The sequence below is a fragment of the Thermodesulfobacterium sp. genome (genome assembly GCF_030445475.1).
Lineage (GTDB): Bacteria > Desulfobacterota > Thermodesulfobacteria > Thermodesulfobacteriales > Thermodesulfobacteriaceae > Thermodesulfobacterium > Thermodesulfobacterium commune.
Map to the genome: position 1 here is coordinate 1 of NZ_JASUTP010000030.1, position 18775 is coordinate 18775.

The following is an 18775-nucleotide window of genomic DNA, read 5'->3' on the forward strand; positions in this document are numbered from 1 at the left end:
CACCAAAAAATTTTTAGGCCAAGAAAATTCAAGGATAATTAGCTTTCCTCCTGGCTTTAAAACCCTAAAAAACTCTTTTATAGCTTTTTCCTTGTTAGGTAGATTCCTTAACCCAAAGGCTATGCTAATCCCCCCAAAATGGTCGTTCTTGAAAGGTAGTTCCTCTGCATCTCCGCAAACAGGATAAATGTAGGTATCTTTTATTCTGGAGCTACCAAAGGCAAGCATCTCAAAGCTAAAGTCTAAGGCAAAGGTTTTAGCTAAATTACTCTTTCGATAGACCTCTAAGGTTAGGGTAAAAGGTCCACAACAAAGGTCAAGCAGAGGAGGAGAGGCTTCAGCTAACAATAAAGCAACTTTACGTCTCCATAATCTGTCTTGACCTAAACTTCCTATAAGGTTTACCAGGTCATACCTTCGAACTATCCGGTCAAACTTGTTTTTAACAAAGTTTTTTTCAACCTTCATTTTTCACCCTTATCCTATGGGGAAAAAGTTGAGCTCAGGCATATAAGATATAAGTTTTTTCTTGTATAAAATCTCGCAAAAATATAGATATGCCCTTTGTTTTAACCCTGAAAAATCATACTCTAAATGGGTTAGATAGTTGTATACAAAATCCTTAGGGAGATGAAGATGGGAATGGGTTACCACCTCTTTTAAGTTCGAAAAAGCTTTAGCCCTGGCAGAATACAGATTTAAACAAAAATCAGCCAGTGCTTGTTTAAAGGATATAAACTCCTTTTTTAGAATAAACAAAGCAAAAACAAACGGAAAATGCGTATATTTTAACCACAGTTCTGCAAGGTCAGTGATATCATACCTCTCATCTTTCTTATGCTGAAGGATTAAAGCCTCATCTCCTATAGCTAAATAGCCCTTTAATTCTTCTCTCTCTTGGTCTGAAAGAGCTCCCCAATTTTTAGAAAGTTCTACATACTTAGGTTTTACCCCTATAAACTCTTCAAGTAAAACCCTTAAAAGCCAAAAAGAACTTTCGGTCTCTGGGGTTATCCCTACGGGTTGCCCGTCAAGGTCTTGAAGGTCCTCTTTATGATAAAGCACTACACTTTTTACCTCTCCTACAGCACTTATCGATAGGTCTGGTAAAAGGTAAAATTCTTGAGGATTTTTAGCATAGACTATACTTGAACTTAAGCTTGCACACAAAACATTCTGTCTAAGAAGTTGATTAAGCTTCTTAGGAACCTCTAACATAAGTTCTATTCTTTGATTTTCCTTAGGAAGGTAAAAAAGTAAGGGGAGTGTGTTTATGTAAAGAGGAATCCCTATTTTTAGTTTATCCATAAATCCTATACTTAACCTCCTTGTTAGAGTTGATAAGAGATACCATCGTCTCCTGAGGGTCATCTATCAGGTAATCTAAAACCTCAACCACAAGAAGGTTAGGTAAGTATCCAGGGGCAATTGCGCCAAGGTTTTCATATCCCAGAATTTTGGCTCCGGTTAAAGTAGCCATCTGAAGAAGGATTTCAGGAGATACTTCAGGAAAGGCTGAATAAAGGGTCTTCAACTCTTCCCAGATAGATAATGAGGTGTTACTAGCTAAACTATCTGTTCCTATACCTATCTCAAGACCTGACTTTAACAATAAAGGCAAGTTAGGAAGGCCTACCCCTGTAAAAAGATTACTTCTTGGACAAACACAAACCTTAGGTTTATAGGTTTTAAGAACCTCTAAGTCTTCTTCGTCTAATTGGACAACATGGACTAACAAAGTTTTTTCATCAAGAAGGTTTAAACTGGCTAAGTATTTTACCGGGCTTATCCCAGGAGGAGAAAAGCTTTCGTTCCATTGGTTTCTTTCCTCTAACAAGTGTTTTACTGGACCATCGCCAGTCTTTAAAAACTCTACCTCTTCTTTAAACTCTGCACAATGGATACAAAAAACCTGATTTCTTTTTCTGGTGTAGGCTTTTATTGCCTGAAGAAGTAAAGGAGAAACAGTATAAGGGGCGTGAGCTGAATAGGTTAACTTAAACCTTGAGTCCAAATCTTGCTTATCAAGAGGTTGCAGCTTAACCCCTCCTTTAAAATTTATAATTTCTCGAAACACATAACCATATAAAGGGCTTCCTTTAAGAAGGTCTAAAGTAAGCCCTGAATTTGTGACCTCTCCAACAAGCCCTATCCCCTCTTTCCATAACTCTGAAATCCCCAATTTTGCGCCTTCTTTTAACTCTATCAGAGTAGTTTCTTCCTTTAGTTTAATTACCTGTTTTACCCAGGTTATAAAATTTTCTGAAGGTTTGATCCTAAACCTAAAACTGGAGAGCTCAAGATGGGTATGAAGATTGGTTAAACAAGGAAGGATCACCGCTTCTTCAAAATCTATCAGCTTGGCTCCTACCGTTTCTTTAGACAGGGTTGAAAACTCCCCAACCCTAACAATCCTCCCTTCTCTAATCTCTACGGCCCCGTCTAAAATAGGGGGCAAGGCTACAGGAACCACCCATTTAGCCCGAAGTAAAAAATGATGGTAAGGAAGGACTTGAATTTCTTTCATGCTTATTCTAAAAGGGTATAATCCATCCTTCTTCTTTTAGGAATATAGCCTGCAGATGAGATATGATGTCTGATTTCTTCTTCACTCATCCTATGAGAAACCCCGGCAGCAGCTACCACGTTTTCTTCTATCATGGTGGAACCAAAATCATTACCCCCAAATTCAAGAGCAATTTGAGCGATATGAGGCCCTTGAGTAACCCAAGAAACCTGGATGTTTTTAACGTTATCAAGCACTATACGAGAGATAGCTAACACCTTTAAATAATAGGCAGACCCTGCCTTTATCAGGTGGTTTAACCCTGTATTTTTAGGCTGAAAAGTCCAGGGAATAAACGCGGTAAAACCTCCTGTTTTGTCTTGAAGGGATCGTATCTTCAAAAGATGGTCTATAATCTCCTCCTGGGTCTCGATATGTCCAAACATCATGGTCGCGGTGGTTTTAAGTCCAAGGTTATGAGCCACCTCCATCACCTTTAACCATTCCTCTGTGGTAGCCTTGTTCGGAGAGATAAGGCGTCTTACCCTATCTGAAAGAATCTCTGCCCCACCCCCAGGAATAGAATCAAGTCCTGCTTTGATTAACCTTTCCAAAACCTCTTCTATAGACAACCCAAATCGTTTACTGAAAAACACTATCTCAGGAGGAGAAAAACCATGAACATGCACTTGAGGAAAGTTGGTTTTTATAAAACGCAGCATGTCTTCATAAAAAGAAAAAGGTAGGTCAGGATGAAGCCCTCCTTGCAAAAGAATTTGATACCCACCTAACCTTAAGGTCTCTTCTATCTTTTTCCCCAACTCTTCAAAAGAAAGCACATACCCATCTTTTGAGCCTGGAGGTTTATAATAGGCACAAAACTTACATCCTGAAACACATACATTGGTATAGTTGATGTTTCTATCAACCACATAGGTAACCACCCGTTCAGGGTTAAGTCTAAACCTAACCTCTCGGGCTAACCATCCAATTTCTTGAAGAGGGAATTTAAAAAGTTCTAAAGCCTCTTCTTTATTTAGTCTGATGCCTTCTATTACCTTTCTTACTACCGCATCCTTTATCATCTTTCTATCCCTATTCTATCCCTAATCCCTTGATCATAGTAATGTTTAATCTTTTTCATTTCAGTCACCAGGTGGGCAAATTCAATAAGACTTCTTGGAGCATCTCTCCCGGTAATGACTATTTCCACCTCTTCTGGCTTATCCCTCAAGACCTGCAAAATCTCTTTTTCTTCAACCAAACCCCAGTTAAGAGCAAACGTAAACTCATCTAAAACAATTATATTATACTCTTTAGAAAAAACCAGTCTTTTAGCTTCTTCCCAGCCTTTTTGGATAATTTCTTTTAGCTCAGAAGTTACTTCTGACACAAAACCTTTCCCCCCAAACTGCTGATAATACAAATTATCGAAAGTCTTGAGAATCTTTACTTCAGAGGAGGTTCCATCCTTAAAAAACTGAAGAAAAGCTACCTTTAATCCAGCTCCTAAAGCTCTTATACTTAAACCCACAGCCGCGGTGGTCTTCCCTTTTCCATCTCCTGTATAGACCTGCACATACCCTCGGTCAATCATTTTCCCTCCTACTTAAAAAACATTATCAGACAAACCCCTGTTAACATCAAACCTGCTGCTACCAGCCTTAATCCAAAATAAGATTCCTTAAAAAAGAAATAACCTAAAACCACCGAAAAAAGGATGCTTGTTCTTTTAAGGGCTATCATATAAGCAGTTTCAAGCTGACTTAAGGCTATCATATGACAATAACACATGAGAGCCTGAGTAAGGCCTACCAAAAATATGCCTTTGATTTGGGTTTTTAGAAAAGAGCCTACCTCTATTTGATAAAAAACCTTAACCACAAGTCCTGCAGAAATCCCAAGCAAGGTAAAATAAAAAGAAGAAAACCACAAAGGGTCTGTCAGAAGAAGGCCCTTTTTCCCAAGCACAGACGTGATAGAATATATAAGAGCTACTTGTAGTAAAAGAAAGCTTCCCTTTTCCTTTTTGATGGCTTTTATAGGCTCTAACCACCCTAATCTGGCAGAAGGAAAATTGATCACATAGCTACCAGCTACCACCAGTAAAATCCCCATAGCACCTTCCAAAGATACCCTTTCTCCAAGCAAAAAATATCCTGTAAGGATGATAAAAACCGGGGTAAAAGAAAGAAAAGGCACAGAAACAGAAAGGGGAGAAACCTTTATTCCTTTCATATAAAGAAAGGTAGCTAAAATTTCTAAACCAAGCAAAACACCTACTACCACCATAAACTGAGGGGAAAAATATCCTACCCCTACACCTTTAAAAAAGGTAAGATACAAAAAAAGAGGCAAAAGGAAAGGTAAACTTCCTACAGTCCTTGCAAAAACCATATAAGAAGTTCCTTTATCAGAAAAATATTTCTTATTTAAAGCATCGCTTAAAGCTACCAAGAACCCGGCAAGGAGAGCAAAGATAAATCCTATCATAAAGTGCCCAACTTAAAGCCCTTTCAGAGGGCAGGGATCACATAAAGGGGAGTTCTTTTTGCAAAAGTTTTTTCCACAGGCTACCAAAAGCGCATGGTACTCATTAAAAAGCTGCGGGTCTGAAGGGAGATTTTCCATAAAAAGGGTTTGAATTTCGTCATAGGTAGTTTCTTCAGGAATAAGAAAATGTCGGTTTAAGATTCTATAGGTATAGGTGTCAACCACGAAAACAGGAAGGTTGCCTCCATATAAAAGGATGCTGTCTACCGTCTCTTTGCCTAAACCTTTTATGTTCAAAAGCTCTGACCTTAAGTGTGAAAGAGGCTTTTTAAACATAAGAGCAAGGTCGCCTTGATAGTTTATCATCAAAAATTCTACAAAGGCTTTAAGCCTTTTAGCTTTTAAGTTGTAAAAACCGCTTGGTTTGATAAGTTCAGCCAATTCCTCTACAGGAAGCTGATAAAGGGCCGGAGGACTAAGCAGCCCTTTTTGTTTTAGGTTGCTAATGGCTTTTTCTACGTTTTTCCAAGAAGCGTTCTGGGTAAGAATAGCTCCCACACAAACCTCAAAAGGGGTCTCAGCAGGCCACCAGTTTTGAGGCCCAAAAAACTCAAAAAGCCGCTGATAAATCTCTTGTAATACCTCTGGTATCTTTCTGGTCATACCTCTAAACTTACCACCTCCGTACCCCAGGGAAGGTCAAATACCCAAAATCCCTTAGCAAGTAATTTTTCTCTTATCTGGTCTGCTTCTGCAAAATTTCCTTCTTTTCTGGCTTCATCTCTTAACCGCACCAACCTAAGTACTTCCTCATCCATCACTTTTTTAGGAAACCTTAAAACCTTTAACACCTTGTTAAGGATTTGAAGATTTTCAAAAACCTTTTCTTTAAACTCAACACTAATACCTTGCTTTAGATAGGGATAGAGTTTTTTCAAAAAAGAGATAAGTTCTGAGATAACCATAGGGGTGTTTAAATCCTCTTTTAAGGCCTTTTCCCAACTTTGGCCAAAATTTTCTAAAATAGACCAAGTAGAGGGATCTTCTTTGTCCTTTCTTGCAGAAGCCTCTACCAAACAAAGATGCTGGTCAATCTTTTGCAGTATTTTTGCACTTTCCTCAAGTCCTTTCCAACTAAAATTAAAGGGATTTCGGTAATGGGTTCTTAAGAAGTAAAACCTTAGTTCTCTTCCGTTAAATCCTTTTGCCTTAATGTCTTCGACAGTAATCCTATTTTCTGAAGAAAGCTTTTTCCCCTGATAAAAAACTATCCCGGTGTGAAGCCAGTAACGAGCAACTTCCTTTCCTGTAATTGCCTTTAAAACCGCCCTGGTGTTTTCATGATGAGGGAAAAGAAGGTCTATTCCACTTGTAAAGAAATCTATCTCCTCTCCTAAATATTTGAGGATTAAAGCAGCACAGTGGATATGCCAGGTAGGTCTGACTTTACCGATGTGTGTGTCTACAAAATATCCTTCTTTTAACTCAAGAATATGCACTCTTTTAAGTAAGGCAAAGTCAAAGGGTTCTTCTTTATCATATTCTTCAACGTCTATGGTCGCCCCAGGTTTTAAACGAGAAAGATCAACCTTAGAAAGCTTCCCGTAATCCTCAAGTCTGGAAATATCAAAATAAACACTTCCATATTTTACGTAAGCTTTATCTCTCTCAACCACCTTGAAAGCCAGGTCAGCCATTTCTGAAAGATGTTGGCTTACTTTAGGATAAAGGTCTGCCTTGCTAAGGTTTAAAAACTCAACGTCTTGATAAAACTCCTCCTCTACTTTTCTGGTTATCTCCTGTAAGGGGGTTTTTTCTTCTAAAGCTTTTTTTATGGTCTTATCATCAAAATCGGTAAGATTAATCAGATGTTTCACTTGATAACCTTTAATCCTCAAATACTCTTTTAGCACGTCTGCGGTAATAAGTCTTCTATAAAGTCCGATGTGAGGACGAAGATTTAAAGTAGGACCGCAGGTATATATCTTAATCTCAGAAGAACTTAGAGGAAAAAAGGGTTCTCTTTTTTCAGAAAGGGTATTAAAAACGATAAGATTTGTCTCTTCTCTTTTTTTGTCTTTTACCTCAAAAGACCAAAGAGGGGTAGAAAGATAACGCTCTCCCCCATCTGGGAAAATAACCACTATCAAACCTTGGTCTAAAGTTTCTGCCAGCTTTAAAGCTCCTGCCAAAGCTGCCCCTGAACTTATTCCGACAAAGATTCCTTCTTCCCGAGCAAGCCATCTTGCCCAGTAAAAAGCCTCTTCATCTTCTACGTTGATTACTCTCTCAAGGAGTTTTTTATTATAAATACTCGGAGGATAAGACTCTTTCATGTTCTTTAAGCCTTGGATTTTATGCTTTGGATAAGGTTCGATCCCTACTACTTTAAAAGGTAGATTGTGGTCTTTGGCAAATCGAGCTATTCCCATGGCTGTTCCTGTAGTTCCAAGACCACATACCACATGGGTGACCTTGCCTTCAGTGTCTCTCCAGATCTCTGGGCCTGTAGTATGATAGTGACTTTTCCAGTTAGCCTCGTTGTTAAACTGGTCTGGGCAAAAATATTTGTCAGGGTCTTTCCTCAAAAGTTCATATACTGCCTCTATAGCTCCGTCAGTACCTTTTTCTGCGGGAGTAAGAAGGATCTGAGCCCCAAAGGCCTGCATGATTTTTCTTCTTTCTATAGAGGCTGATTCAGACATAGCAATCATACATCTGTACCCTTTAACCGCGCAAACTAAAGAAAGGCCTATTCCTGTGTTTCCGCTTGATGCCTCTATGACTATCTTATCTTTAGTAAGAAGTCCTTTTTTCTCTGCATCTTCTATCATAAAAAGGGCAGGACGATCCTTAATAGATCCTCCTGGGTTTTGACTTTCGATTTTTCCCCAAATTTCCACCGAAGGCTTGACTTTTAGCTTGGATAGTTTAATTATTGGGGTATTACCTATTTTTTGCAAAACATTATGAAAGCGCATAAATTTTTCCCCTCAACATTAATTTTTTTATTTTACCTCTTATTATCATCTTTCCAAGCTTTGGCCGCCTCTCTTTTACAGTCTATCCCTATAATTCCTGACAAACATATTTATCTTAAAAATCAGACCTATACCATAAAGGAAGGTGACACCTTAGTTGATTTAGCGGTGACCTTTGAAGTAGGATATCAACATCTGGTACTCGCAAACCCTGGGGTTGACCCTTGGCTTCCTAAAACCAACCAGACCATAATCATTCCTTATCAGGTCTTAGTCCCTCAAGAATTTATTCTCAAATCTCAAGAACCTTACATCTTAGTAAACCTTCCAGAGATGCGACTATATTTTTTTAATCCACCTTTTATGTTCATAGCTCCCATAGGTATTGGAGACGAGGGAAAACTCCCTCCTTTAGACATCTACTTTATCAAAAGAAAAAAAGAAAAACCATACTGGTATCCTCCTCCCTCTATCAAAGCTGAGGACCCAGATCTTCCTGATGTAGTACCTCCTGGACCTGAAAACCCCATGGGAGAATACGCCCTTTATTTATCAAAAGGACTTTATGCCATCCACGGAACCAACAAAATCTACAGCATCGGTCGAAGAAGCACCCATGGGTGCATTAGGATGTATCCTCAACATATCAAATTCTTATACGAAACCGTACCTATAGGTACCAAAGTTTTTATAGTTTATGAACCTTATAAAATCGCCGTAGAAAAAAACAAAATCTATCTTCAAGCCTTTCCTGACATAGAAAATAAAATCAAAAACCCTCTGGTTTATATCTTAAAAAAGCTAGACCAACTCTTAGGTGAAAAAGACTACAAGATAGACCTTTTAAAACTTGAAAAACAGTTTGAAAACCCTGACGGACTTGTCCATCAAATAGGAGAGGTTAAAATCTCTAAGTAGCTTAATCTGTAGTACAACTAAAATCTCTTTCTTTTAGAAACCAACAAAAAAGTTAAAGCCCTCTCCTCTATCTCTTCTACCAGACCAGAGGCATAAAGACTTTTTAAAGCTTCTATGTGTAACCTGTGGTGAGAAGAGATTGCCTCTACCTCAGCGACCAAACATCCTCCTAAACCAAACAAATCTCCTACAAGGTCAAGTACCTTATGTCTCACAAACTCGTCTTGACTTCTCAGCCCTTCTGGATTTAGTACCTTTTCTCTATCAAGAATGATAGCCGTTGAAAGATCTCCCCCTTTTAAGATGCCTTTCTTGATTCGCTCTAACAAAATGTCTTTAAAACCAAAAGTCCTAGCAAAACAAACCTCTCTGATATAATTGTTAGGATTGATTTCCAGTGAAATTTCTTGGTTTCCTATCACAGGATGGTCAAAAGAAATAGACGCTTTAATCTTCAAGGTGTCCGAAGGTTTAAACACGATAGTTCCATGCCCGTTTTTATAACTAAAAGTCTTTTTTATTCTAAACTTCTTTTTAGGATAGAACAGATATTGGTATCCCTTCTTTTGGATTTGTCTTACCCAAGGATAGGCTGAACCGTCTAAAAGAGGAACCTCCTCCCCATATACCCTGATAATGGCGTTATCTATCTGTAATCCGTGTAAGGCAGATAAAAGATGTTCCACTAAATAGATAATATGAGTTCCATCGGTAATCGCTGTAGCACCCTCAAGACCAAATATATTCTCTACTTTTAATGGAATCTCTGGTTTTTCAGGTAAATCTTCTCTGACAAAAATAATTCCTGTATCTATCCCTGCAGGTTCTATTTCCACCTTTATGGTCTTTCCTGTAAAAATACCCTGACCTTCTAAATTAACCTTTCCTGATAAGGTCTTTTGATATTGCATTAAACCACCCCAAACTTAAGATACCTAAATATTTTCTAACAAAAAACATGCCTAAAATTTCTAAGAAGTTTTTAGGTTTTAGGGATAAATAAGGAAAAAATGTGATAAAAATTTTTAACACCTGTGTAAAAAACTACACAGCCCAATTAAGTTCCCAAATTTTTTCTCCGATTACAGCTAAAACTGTAATTCCTTTAAGTTCTTTATTTAGAAAAGGAGTATTTTTACTTTTAGACTGAATAATATCAGGTCCTAACACATAAGTTTTATTAGGGTCAAAAACGATGAACTCTGCTTTTTTCCCAGGTTTAAGACTTGGGGGTTCAACGTTTATTACCTTAGCTGGGTTGGTTATCAAACATTCTGCTAGTCTTAAAGGATTCAGCCACCCTTCTTTTACCAAGCTCAAACTCAAAGGAAGTAAGGTTTGAAGTCCTATCATTCCTGGTGCAGCTAAGCTAAACTCTAACTCTTTTTCTAAAACGCTATGAGGAGCATGGTCACTGGCAATAACCTGTATCAATCCCTCTTTTAAAGCCTCTTTTATCGCTAAAACATCTTCTTCTCTTCTTAAAGGTGGGTTAACCTTGGCTAAAGTATTATATCCTTCTACCTCTTTTTCTGTTAAGGAAAAATAATGAGGACAGGTCTCGGCAGTAAAAGGAATGTCTTCTTCTTTAGCCCATCTTAAAAAAGGAATAACTTCTTTACAAGACAGATGGGCTAAGTGTACCGGCTGTCCGGTTTCTTTAGCCAAGAGTAAATCTCTTACTACAGCAGCCACCTCTGCAGACCAAGGTATGCCTTTTAGTCCTAACTTGGCTGAAAAAAAGCCTTCGTTTATCTGTCCTCCTTGAGAAAGGGTTGGGTCTTCGCAATGGGAAATGACCGCAAGATTAAACTGTTTAGCGTAAAGTAAAGCCCTTTTCATTACCTCTGAGTTAGCCACCCACTTTCCGTCGTCAGATACCGCTACAATCCCTGCTTCTTTGAGCCTCCCAAACTCTGTAAGTTCTTCCCCTTTTTGACCTTTGGTGATACAACCGATAGGATATACCTTTACGTAACCTTTTTCTTCAGCCTTTTTAAGGATATAGCTAGTGATTTCTGGGGTATCGTTTGGGGGCACGGTGTTTGGCATGCAAGCAACCCTTAAAACCCCTCCATAAAGAGCAGCCTTGGTTCCAGTTTCTATGTCCTCTTTCCACTCCTGTCCCGGGTCTCGCAAATGGACATGAATGTCTACCAAACCAGGTAAAACCCACTTCTCTTCAGCCCAAAAAACCTTTGTATATTGGTCTGAAGGAATATCGTCTGCTATTCCTTTAATAATACCTTCCTCAACCAAGAGATCTCCTATCTGGTCTATTCCTTGAGAAGGGTCTATTATCCTTCCCTTTTTAATGAGTAACTTCATAGGTTTTGCCATCTGTTAAAAGTTTAAGGAGTATTGCCATTCTTATAGCTACACCATTTTCTACCTGATCAAGAATAACTTGAAAAGGATATTGCTCTACTTCTGGAGAAAGCTCAACCCCCCAATTAATCGGACCGGGATGCATAAGAAGGGCACCTTTTTTTATCAACTCTAACTCTTTAAAGGTCAACCCAAAAAAGGTTTGATATTCTATAAAGCTGGGAATAAGAGGTTTTCCATGCCGTTCTTTTTGGACTCTTAAAGCAATCACTACGTCTGCATCTCTTATAGCTTCCTTAGGATCATAACAAACTTTAAAACCTCCGGGATAAATTCTGAAATATTCCTCCTCTAAAGGAGTAGGTAAAAGATACGCGGGACCTGATACATATACCTTGGCTCCCATCTTTTGAAACGCCAGTATGTCTGATTTGGCTACTCGGCTATGTTTTATATCCCCTAAAATCGCTACCTTTAAGCCTGAAAAATCTCCAAATTTTTCTTTTACCGTAAGAAGGTCAAGCAAAGCTTGGGTAGGATGTTCATGTGTTCCATCTCCTGCGTTAACTACCGGAATGTTGATATGTTTGGCGATAAAATGAGGAGCTCCTTCCATCGGATGTCGTATAACTATAAGTTCTGCCCCTATAGCCTTTAAGTTTTTAACCGTATCAAGCAGACTTTCTCCTTTTTCTATACTTGAACCTTTGGCAGAAAAGGTTAAAGTGTCAGCTGAAAGGGCTTTAGCTGCCCTGTCAAAAGAAAACCTTGTTCGGGTAGAAGGTTCATAAAATAAGAGAACAACCAACCGCCCTCTAAGAGTAGGTACCTTAGGAATAGGTCTTTTTAAAACCTCTTTAAGTGCTTCCCCAAGTTCTAAAAAACTATTTATTTCTTCTGAAGAAAGAGAAGCAATATCTAAAACATGCTGAGGTTTAGAGGTTAAATCCATAAGTATTTCTTTATGTATTCTAAAGTCTCTTCTGGAGTTTCTACTATCCTAAAAAGCTCGATGTCCTTAGGAGAGATTTTATTATTCATAAGCAGATAATCTTTAAACCAATTTTGGAGAGGAGTCCAGAAGTCTTTCCCTACCAAAGCTATAGGTACAGGTTTTATCTTTTTAGTCTGAACTAAAGTCAATACCTCAAACATCTCATCTAAGGTACCGAAACCACCAGGGAAAAACACAAAGGCTACTGAATATTTTGCCATCATTACTTTTCTGACAAAAAAATATCTAAACTCCAGTTTTATATTAGCATAAGGGTTCGGAGCCTGCTCAAAAGGAAGTTTAATGTTTAGCCCAACAGAGTATCCGTTAGCCTCGGCTGCCCCTTTATTAGCAGCTTCCATGATACCTGGACCACCGCCGGTTATCACAGAAAACCCGGATTTTACAAGTAATTTCCCTAACTCTACCGCTTTTTGATAATCTGGATGGTCAGGAGCAGTTCTGGCAGAACCAAAGATAGTTACCCCAGGATAAACCCGAGGTAACACCTCAAACCCCTCTATAAACTCTGCAAGTATTTTAAAAAGTCGCCATGACTCTTTAGCTGCAAGACCTTCAAGAACATACTGTTTTTCTTCAAAAAGTTTTTCATTCATCAATTTTTCCATCTTAACCTAACCCCTTTAAACTCTAAATGTTTCTTTTAAGGTCTGTAAAGAATTGAATTCAAAAACTAAAAAATAATTAAAAAACCTTTCAGTAAGGCTGTTTAAAATTTTTAAATCTTCAAAGGTTAAGGCTTTTTTTTCCATAACTTTTTTCAAATCTTCCTTATTCTTAGACATTTTACTAAAAATTTTTAAAACCTCAACTTGTTCTGCTGAAAGCCTGAGATCTCCTTCTTGCCTGCAGCGATAACAAATTATCCCTCCTTCTTTTACAGAAAAATTAAAAATCCTCTTAGGCTGATAACCACATCTTACGCAAACCTCTATCTGAGGGCTCCAACCTAAAAATCCAAGCATTTGCCATTCAAAAAAAAACTTATGAAATAAGGTAAGTTTGGGTTCTTTATCTAAAAATTTAACCCAGTCTTTAATAAAATTAAAATATTCTGTCTCTAACCCTTTAAAACTTACCTTAGAAAGAACTTCTCCCATATAAGAGAAAAAAATATACTTTTCTAAGTTACCCCATATACTTTCTGGAATAAAAATAAGGTCTGCCTTTTCTAAAATAGGAAGGGAACCTTTGAAGGTTTTTCTTAAATGGAGGTTAAGTAGATTAAACTCTTCAAGAAGGTTAACGAACCTTTTTCTACTTTTTTGAGCTCCTTTAGCTATCGCCCAAAGTTTTCCTTTAGGGGTGAGGATTTCAACCAAAACGTCTATTTCACCTATTTTTTCCTTAGAAAGGACTAACCCCTCGACAGAAAAAAACATCTGAATTAAAGATAAATCTTTACATACCTTTTTTCTTTTAGCTCTTTAATCCAATTTTCGATGAACTTTTGAGCTTTTTCTTCAAAAAGTTTTTGTTTAAGTTTTGGCTTTAACTCCTCAAAAGAAGGAGGCTCGTTTTCCCCTTTTTTGCTCAATTTAATAAGATAAAAATTTTCTCCAACCTTAAAAGGTTTTGACAACTCCCCAGGATTTAACTCTTTAACCTTTTCTAAAATCTTTGGATCGAGGTCTTCCTCTTTAAAACTTTCATTAAAAAAGCTTACTTTTTCCTTAGGAAGGCCTTTTATCAACTCTTCCAAAGGTTTTCCTTTAATAGATTCTTCATACACGGTGTTAGCCAGAGGTTCTTCCTTGGTGATAAGAACAGAAAGCCAGTACCTGAAAGATTTATCGTATTTTTTGATTTCCTCAGCATAAAGTGGCTTTAACTCATCATCCGTAACCACCACCTTTTCCTTTAACATAAACTGGACAAGTTTAATTTTAAGAAGATTTTCTCTGACCTTCTTCTTATATTCTTCTAAGGTTAAACCTTTTTCTTTCAACATTTGTTTAAAGTTAGCTTCTCCTCCTGCGGCTTTAATCTCTTCCTTTAAATAGGCCTCTAACTCTTCGTCTTCTACCTTAAAACCGTATTTTTTAGCCTCTAAACCTACCAACGTATCCTCTATCCATTCGTTTAAAACCCTCTTTCTGATCTCTTCTTTTATTTTTTCTTTTTCCTCTAAAGGCATTTCTGGTTTTATAAATCTCTGATAAATCGGTGCACAAAGTTCCTCAAGCTCATACAAAGTCAAAAACTCCTCTCCTACCACCGCTACTATCTGATTTATTTTGGTTGCAGCCTGAAGATAAGAGCTCAAAAGTAGAACCAAGAAAAAACCACAAAATAATGACTTCAATAAAACTTTTTTTATAGTTCTTACATCCATAGCTCCTACATCCCCTCAAGACTTATAGAAACGAACCTTCTTCCTCCGTTTACCTTTATCCCTAGCAAAACCGTTTTAGATTGAGCGGCTTTTTTGAGGCCTTTGATAAAATCTCTAAGATTAGAAACTTTGACTCCGTTTACCTCATCTATAACCATCCCTGGGGTAAGGTTGGCGTAATCAGCCGGAGACTCAGGAATAACCTCGGTAATCACTACTCCTTTGGTTTGTTTTAACCCTAATCTTTTGGCAAGAGCTGGGGTAAGTTCTTCTACGTCAAACCCTAACTGTTCTAAAATTTCTCGAGCTTCTTCGACCTCAGCTTTTGAAAAAATAGCATTCTCTGGAGGAGATCCTACCACTACTTTAATCTTTTCAACCTGATTTCCTCTCACAACGTCAAGCACTACCTCTGTTCCTGGTTTGGTAATTAAAATATAACTTTTTAACTCCGAAGCATTTTTCACAGGCTTTCCGTTAAACCCTATAATAACATCCTTTTCTTTTAAGCCTGCTTTATAGGCCGGAGAGTTTGGAACTACCTCTGTTATTACTGCACCTTCGGTAACATTTTTAACCCCAAGCACCTTGGCCAGGTTAGGAGTTAAATCTTGAATGGTAACTCCTAAAAAACCTCTTTCGACCTTTCCTTTAGACTTAAGTTGTTCTACCACAGTTTTTATTATGTTACTTGGAATAGCAAACCCTATCCCCATGTATCCGCCAGAACGGCTGAAAATAGCAGTATTCATGCCAATAACTTCTCCTTTAAGATTGATAAGTGGACCACCTGAGTTACCAGGATTAATCGCTGCATCTGTTTGAATAAAATCTTCTACATCGGAAATTCCTATGCCACTTCTGCTTTTAGCACTTATAACGCCTACAGTTATGGTGTGGGTAAGACCAAATGGGTTTCCGATAGCTATAACCCATTCCCCTGTTTTGATAAGGTCTGAATCACCAAAAGAAAGCGTTGGGAGGTTTTTGGCGTTAATCTTAAGTAATGCCACGTCAGATAAAGGGTCTGCCCCTATCTTTTCTGCAGGAAAAGTTCTGCCATCAAGAAGTTTTACTGTAATCTTCTGAGCTTGCTGAATTACATGATTGTTGGTTACGATATACCCGTCAGAAGAAACGATAAAACCTGAACCTGCACCTCTTTCTTTATATCTTGGTAAAGATGGAAAGTTTCTAAAGAAGGGATCTCTAAACAAGTCAAAGGGGAAAGGAGTTGCTGTAACCGTCCTTTCTGTTTCTATGTAAACCACCGCTGGAGCAGCCTTTTCTGCCAAGTAAGAAAAAGCCTCAGAAAGCTTAAGCGCCACGTTCAAATTTTCCTGGTTGACTACCTTTCCATCCTGAGCGATAAGCTTTGATTTAAAACTACTTTTTTCCAAAAAAGTCTTGCTGGCAAACCCTAAGGCAAAACAAAATAAAATAAGAAAGATAACTTTATAATGTTTAAAATACCGCTGAAGGTCTAACCTCATCTATCTCCCCTCCCTTTTGCCCTTCTTTTCTTTGCTCAGCAAGCTTACTAACCACATAATCAAACACTTTTTTTAAATTTACCACATCCTCTTTATTATAAAGAATAAGCTTTCTTAGAGCCTTTTTGTCTTTGGCCTCCACCCATCTACGCCAAAGCTTTACCGCGTCATACCCATTCATACCCTCAGTCTCTCTTGCTATCCCAATAGCTTTTTCTATCTTCTTAAGCCCCCCATTTAACCCCACCAGTTTAGAGGCTAAATAAAGGTCTAAATGAACTACCGGCATCGAAACCTCAGGGAAACGTTTTTTGATAAACGGAAGATCAAACCTCTCCCCTCCAAAGGTAACCCAGATAGGAGAAACCTTTAGAAGAGAAAGAGAACGCTCTAAGTTTAACCCCTTAATAAAAGGTAAATATTTCCCTTGAGTATAGACCCCTATAAGGGTAATGTCGTTTTTTTCCTTAGATAGACCTTCTGTTTCTATGTCTAAAAACAATAAAGAGGTGGTGTTCTTAGCACAAAGAAAGCACAGGTCTACTAAATTTAAACTTTCTATACTTTTAAGTTCTACCATCTTCTTTCCTTTTAAAAGCGTATTTCTTAATACACCTTAGGAGAATATTTCTGAGAAAGCTTTTCTATCAACTCTTTCATCAAAGCCTCTTCTTTTTCCTCCCTTAAATCATTTTCTACCAGCTTTTTAGCTTGCTCAAAAGTTAAGGCCTTTGCAGGAATTTTCTTTTCTACTTTTATGAGATGATATCCATAGTTTGACCTCATAGGATGACTTACTTCTCCAGGTTTAAGGCTAAAGATCTTAGCTTCAAACTGAGGATCTGTTTCTCCTCTTTTAATAACCCCTAAACTTCCTCCCTTTCCCTTGGAATTAGGGTCATCTGAATAGGTTTTAGCCAACTCTTCAAACTTGGCACCTTTCAGGATCTGCGCCCTAATCTGATTAGCCCTTTTAAGCACCTTGTCTGCTTCTTCTTTTTTGGCATCTGAGGGAAGAGAAAGTAAAATATGCTTAAGTTCAACCGCCTCAGGTTCTACATATCTATCCTTATGTTTTTGATAATAATCTTTTAACTCTTCTTCGGTTATTTTGATACCTTCGAGCTTGGTTTTAAGATATCTTTGAGCAAGAATTTGTTTTTCTATGTTGATTAAATCCCTTTGAACCTCAGGAAGCTTATCTATACCTTCTTCTTTAGCAGCCAACCCTAATAAACTTAAGGTTATCCATTTATCTATCAACGTCTTTTTAATCTTCTCTTTAGCCTCTGGAGAAGACTTAAGAATCTCCTGAACCTGAGGGTCCTGATTAAGAATCTTTTCGACCTCTTCTTCATAAAGCTTATATGGACCAACCTCTGCCAAAACCTTGGATTCTGCTCCATAAACCACCTGTATTCCCAGGATAAACATCCAAACCAAAAACCCCACTAACCAATCTTTTTTCATTTAAAACCTCCGATTATTTTATTTTAGTAAAAGGACCAAAAAAGCCAGGACCAGCCACCCGTCCAGGGAAGACAAAAGAAGACTTGCCTAAAACAGTCCCTGGTTGTAAGACCGAATTACAACCTGTCTGGCAACCATCTCCTAAAATTGCCCCGAACTTTCTAAGTCCTGTTTTTATGGTCTCCCCCTCTATGTTTAACACTATCTCTTTTTTGTTAAACTTTAGATTAGCCAGCTTGGTTCCTGCCCCAAGGTTAACCTGCGCCCCGAGAATGCTATCTCCTACATAAGCAAAATGCGCAGCCTTAGCTTGAGCTAAAAAGATAGAGTTTTTTACCTCGGTGGTATGACCTACCACACAACCAGCCCCAGTATATACACTACCCCTTACATAAGCCCCTTGCCTAATCTCTGTGTTTTGTGAAAAATAGGCAGGACCCTCTATCATCGCAAAAGGCTCCACTTTTACCCCTTTTTCAAAGAAGATTTTCTCACTGCCTAAAAACGCTCCTGCCATAAGGATAGCCCCTTCTACCCTTTCCCCTTTAAAATAATACCCCTCTTCTCCAAATTCCAGGTCTTTCAAAGGAATAACCTCTCCTTCTCCAGTAAGCAATACAGTTTCTGGTAAAGGACATCCCACCGGAATCTTTTTAGGAATAGGAGGAACGATATCGTTTAAAAAGGTCTTTAGCTTTTTTAAGGCCTCCCAGGGAAATTGACCTTCAAAAAGAGACGCTACTTTTTCTTTTTCCAAGCTTCCAAAAAAGTCTACTAATTTAATCATATTAGAAATAATTATAAACCTAAAAAAAGACTTGTCAAAACAAAAAAATTGATTAAAATTTAACCTGTAGACAAGTTCACTTTGCTTAAGTGCCCCTGTAGCTCAACAGGATAGAGCAGCGGCCTTCTAAGCCGTAGGTTGGGGGTTCGAGTCCCTCCGGGGGCGCTTTTTTTATTTTAAAAAAATCTTTCAGTTTAAACTAAACAAAACCTAATCTATTTTCTACCAACGCCTTCATTCTATAAACGATTCCTCTTGACCTAAAAAATATTGATATCTATCCTCTTTAACCCCCATATATGGCCTCAACCGATAAGCATAAGAAGGATAAGTTGAATATATTGCCAGGAGATGTAACCTCTGTTTGAACCAGGTAAAGGCATATGTTGGTCTATTAAGGTTTTTATTCCAGAGTTTTTGAGGAAGGCATCAACAAGAGCAAGTCCTGA

The 18775-nt window shown here is 38.0% G+C and carries 19 protein-coding genes and 1 tRNA gene; 2 read left to right on the forward strand and 18 right to left on the reverse strand.

Translation table 11 applies throughout. The features are described from left to right. The 8 genes from PWP26_RS07340 to cysS form a co-directional block, all read right to left on the reverse strand. A partial coding sequence (locus PWP26_RS07340; protein WP_301399331.1) for a class I SAM-dependent methyltransferase occupies positions 1–468 on the reverse strand: 468 nt, incomplete at its 3' end. Between the two features lie 9 nt (positions 469–477). After that, positions 478–1308, reverse strand: coding sequence for a menaquinone biosynthetic enzyme MqnA/MqnD family protein (locus tag PWP26_RS07345; protein ID WP_038062246.1), 831 nt, complete (start codon positions 1306–1308; stop codon positions 478–480). Continuing rightward, a complete protein-coding gene (locus PWP26_RS07350) occupies positions 1301–2527 on the reverse strand; it encodes an amidohydrolase family protein (protein ID WP_038062249.1) in 1227 nt (408 codons plus the stop codon). Before PWP26_RS07350 ends, PWP26_RS07345 begins: the two co-directional genes overlap by 8 nt. Before the next feature lie 2 nt (positions 2528–2529). Further along, positions 2530–3591, reverse strand: coding sequence for a cyclic dehypoxanthinyl futalosine synthase (gene mqnC, locus PWP26_RS07355; protein ID WP_287568731.1), 1062 nt, complete (start codon positions 3589–3591; stop codon positions 2530–2532). Continuing rightward, positions 3588–4103, reverse strand: a complete 516-nt coding sequence (locus PWP26_RS07360) for a cob(I)yrinic acid a,c-diamide adenosyltransferase (protein ID WP_051754572.1) — start codon at positions 4101–4103, stop codon at positions 3588–3590. Before PWP26_RS07360 ends, mqnC begins: the two co-directional genes overlap by 4 nt. Before the next feature lie 8 nt (positions 4104–4111). Beyond that, positions 4112–4999, reverse strand: coding sequence for a DMT family transporter (locus PWP26_RS07365; RefSeq protein WP_273010728.1), 888 nt, complete (start codon positions 4997–4999; stop codon positions 4112–4114). A gap of 12 nt (positions 5000–5011) precedes the next feature. Next, positions 5012–5662: an endonuclease III domain-containing protein gene (locus PWP26_RS07370; RefSeq protein ID WP_273010729.1), complete on the reverse strand. Its 651-nt coding sequence runs from the start codon at positions 5660–5662 to the stop codon at positions 5012–5014. Further along, positions 5659–7980, reverse strand: a complete 2322-nt coding sequence (gene cysS / locus PWP26_RS07375) for a cysteine--tRNA ligase (protein WP_287568732.1) — start codon at positions 7978–7980, stop codon at positions 5659–5661. Before cysS ends, PWP26_RS07370 begins: the two co-directional genes overlap by 4 nt. Before the next feature lie 60 nt (positions 7981–8040). On the opposite strand from cysS, the gene PWP26_RS07380 reads away from it, so the two are divergent. Continuing rightward, on the forward strand, positions 8041–8898 hold the full coding sequence (locus tag PWP26_RS07380) for a L,D-transpeptidase family protein (RefSeq protein WP_158506237.1): 858 nt from the start codon (positions 8041–8043) through the stop codon (positions 8896–8898). Between the two features lie 17 nt (positions 8899–8915). Here PWP26_RS07380 and lpxC read toward each other — a convergent pair whose 3' ends face one another. The 10 genes from lpxC to PWP26_RS07430 all read right to left on the reverse strand — a co-directional run bounded on the left by lpxC (position 8916) and on the right by PWP26_RS07430 (position 18326). Next, positions 8916–9809, reverse strand: coding sequence for a UDP-3-O-acyl-N-acetylglucosamine deacetylase (gene lpxC / locus PWP26_RS07385; protein ID WP_287568733.1), 894 nt, complete (start codon positions 9807–9809; stop codon positions 8916–8918). A 133-nt stretch (positions 9810–9942) separates the two neighbouring features. Next, a complete protein-coding gene (locus tag PWP26_RS07390; protein WP_287568734.1) occupies positions 9943–11226 on the reverse strand; it encodes a dihydroorotase in 1284 nt (427 codons plus the stop codon). Then, a complete protein-coding gene (locus tag PWP26_RS07395; RefSeq protein ID WP_273010732.1) occupies positions 11210–12178 on the reverse strand; it encodes an aspartate carbamoyltransferase catalytic subunit in 969 nt (322 codons plus the stop codon). The genes PWP26_RS07390 and PWP26_RS07395 overlap by 17 nt, the downstream gene beginning before the upstream one ends. After that, positions 12169–12849, reverse strand: a complete 681-nt coding sequence (locus PWP26_RS07400; RefSeq protein WP_287568735.1) for a TIGR00730 family Rossman fold protein — start codon at positions 12847–12849, stop codon at positions 12169–12171. The genes PWP26_RS07395 and PWP26_RS07400 overlap by 10 nt, the downstream gene beginning before the upstream one ends. Before the next feature lie 15 nt (positions 12850–12864). Next, a complete protein-coding gene (gene recO / locus PWP26_RS07405; protein ID WP_273010734.1) occupies positions 12865–13623 on the reverse strand; it encodes a DNA repair protein RecO in 759 nt (252 codons plus the stop codon). A gap of 5 nt (positions 13624–13628) precedes the next feature. After that, positions 13629–14576, reverse strand: a complete 948-nt coding sequence (locus tag PWP26_RS07410; protein WP_273010735.1) for a SurA N-terminal domain-containing protein — start codon at positions 14574–14576, stop codon at positions 13629–13631. A gap of 5 nt (positions 14577–14581) precedes the next feature. Then, a complete protein-coding gene (locus PWP26_RS07415; RefSeq protein ID WP_273018778.1) occupies positions 14582–16069 on the reverse strand; it encodes a DegQ family serine endoprotease in 1488 nt (495 codons plus the stop codon). Next, on the reverse strand, positions 16041–16649 hold the full coding sequence (locus PWP26_RS07420) for a ribonuclease H-like domain-containing protein (protein ID WP_273018777.1): 609 nt from the start codon (positions 16647–16649) through the stop codon (positions 16041–16043). The genes PWP26_RS07415 and PWP26_RS07420 overlap by 29 nt, the downstream gene beginning before the upstream one ends. A gap of 26 nt (positions 16650–16675) precedes the next feature. After that, positions 16676–17539, reverse strand: coding sequence for a peptidylprolyl isomerase (locus tag PWP26_RS07425; RefSeq protein ID WP_273018776.1), 864 nt, complete (start codon positions 17537–17539; stop codon positions 16676–16678). Positions 17540–17552: 13 nt separating this feature from the next. Continuing rightward, positions 17553–18326, reverse strand: coding sequence for a hypothetical protein (locus tag PWP26_RS07430; protein WP_028843137.1), 774 nt, complete (start codon positions 18324–18326; stop codon positions 17553–17555). A 91-nt stretch (positions 18327–18417) separates the two neighbouring features. Here PWP26_RS07430 and PWP26_RS07435 point away from each other — a divergent pair. Continuing rightward, a tRNA-Arg gene (locus PWP26_RS07435) sits at positions 18418–18491 on the forward strand. The last annotated feature ends 284 nt before the right edge of the window (positions 18492–18775 follow it).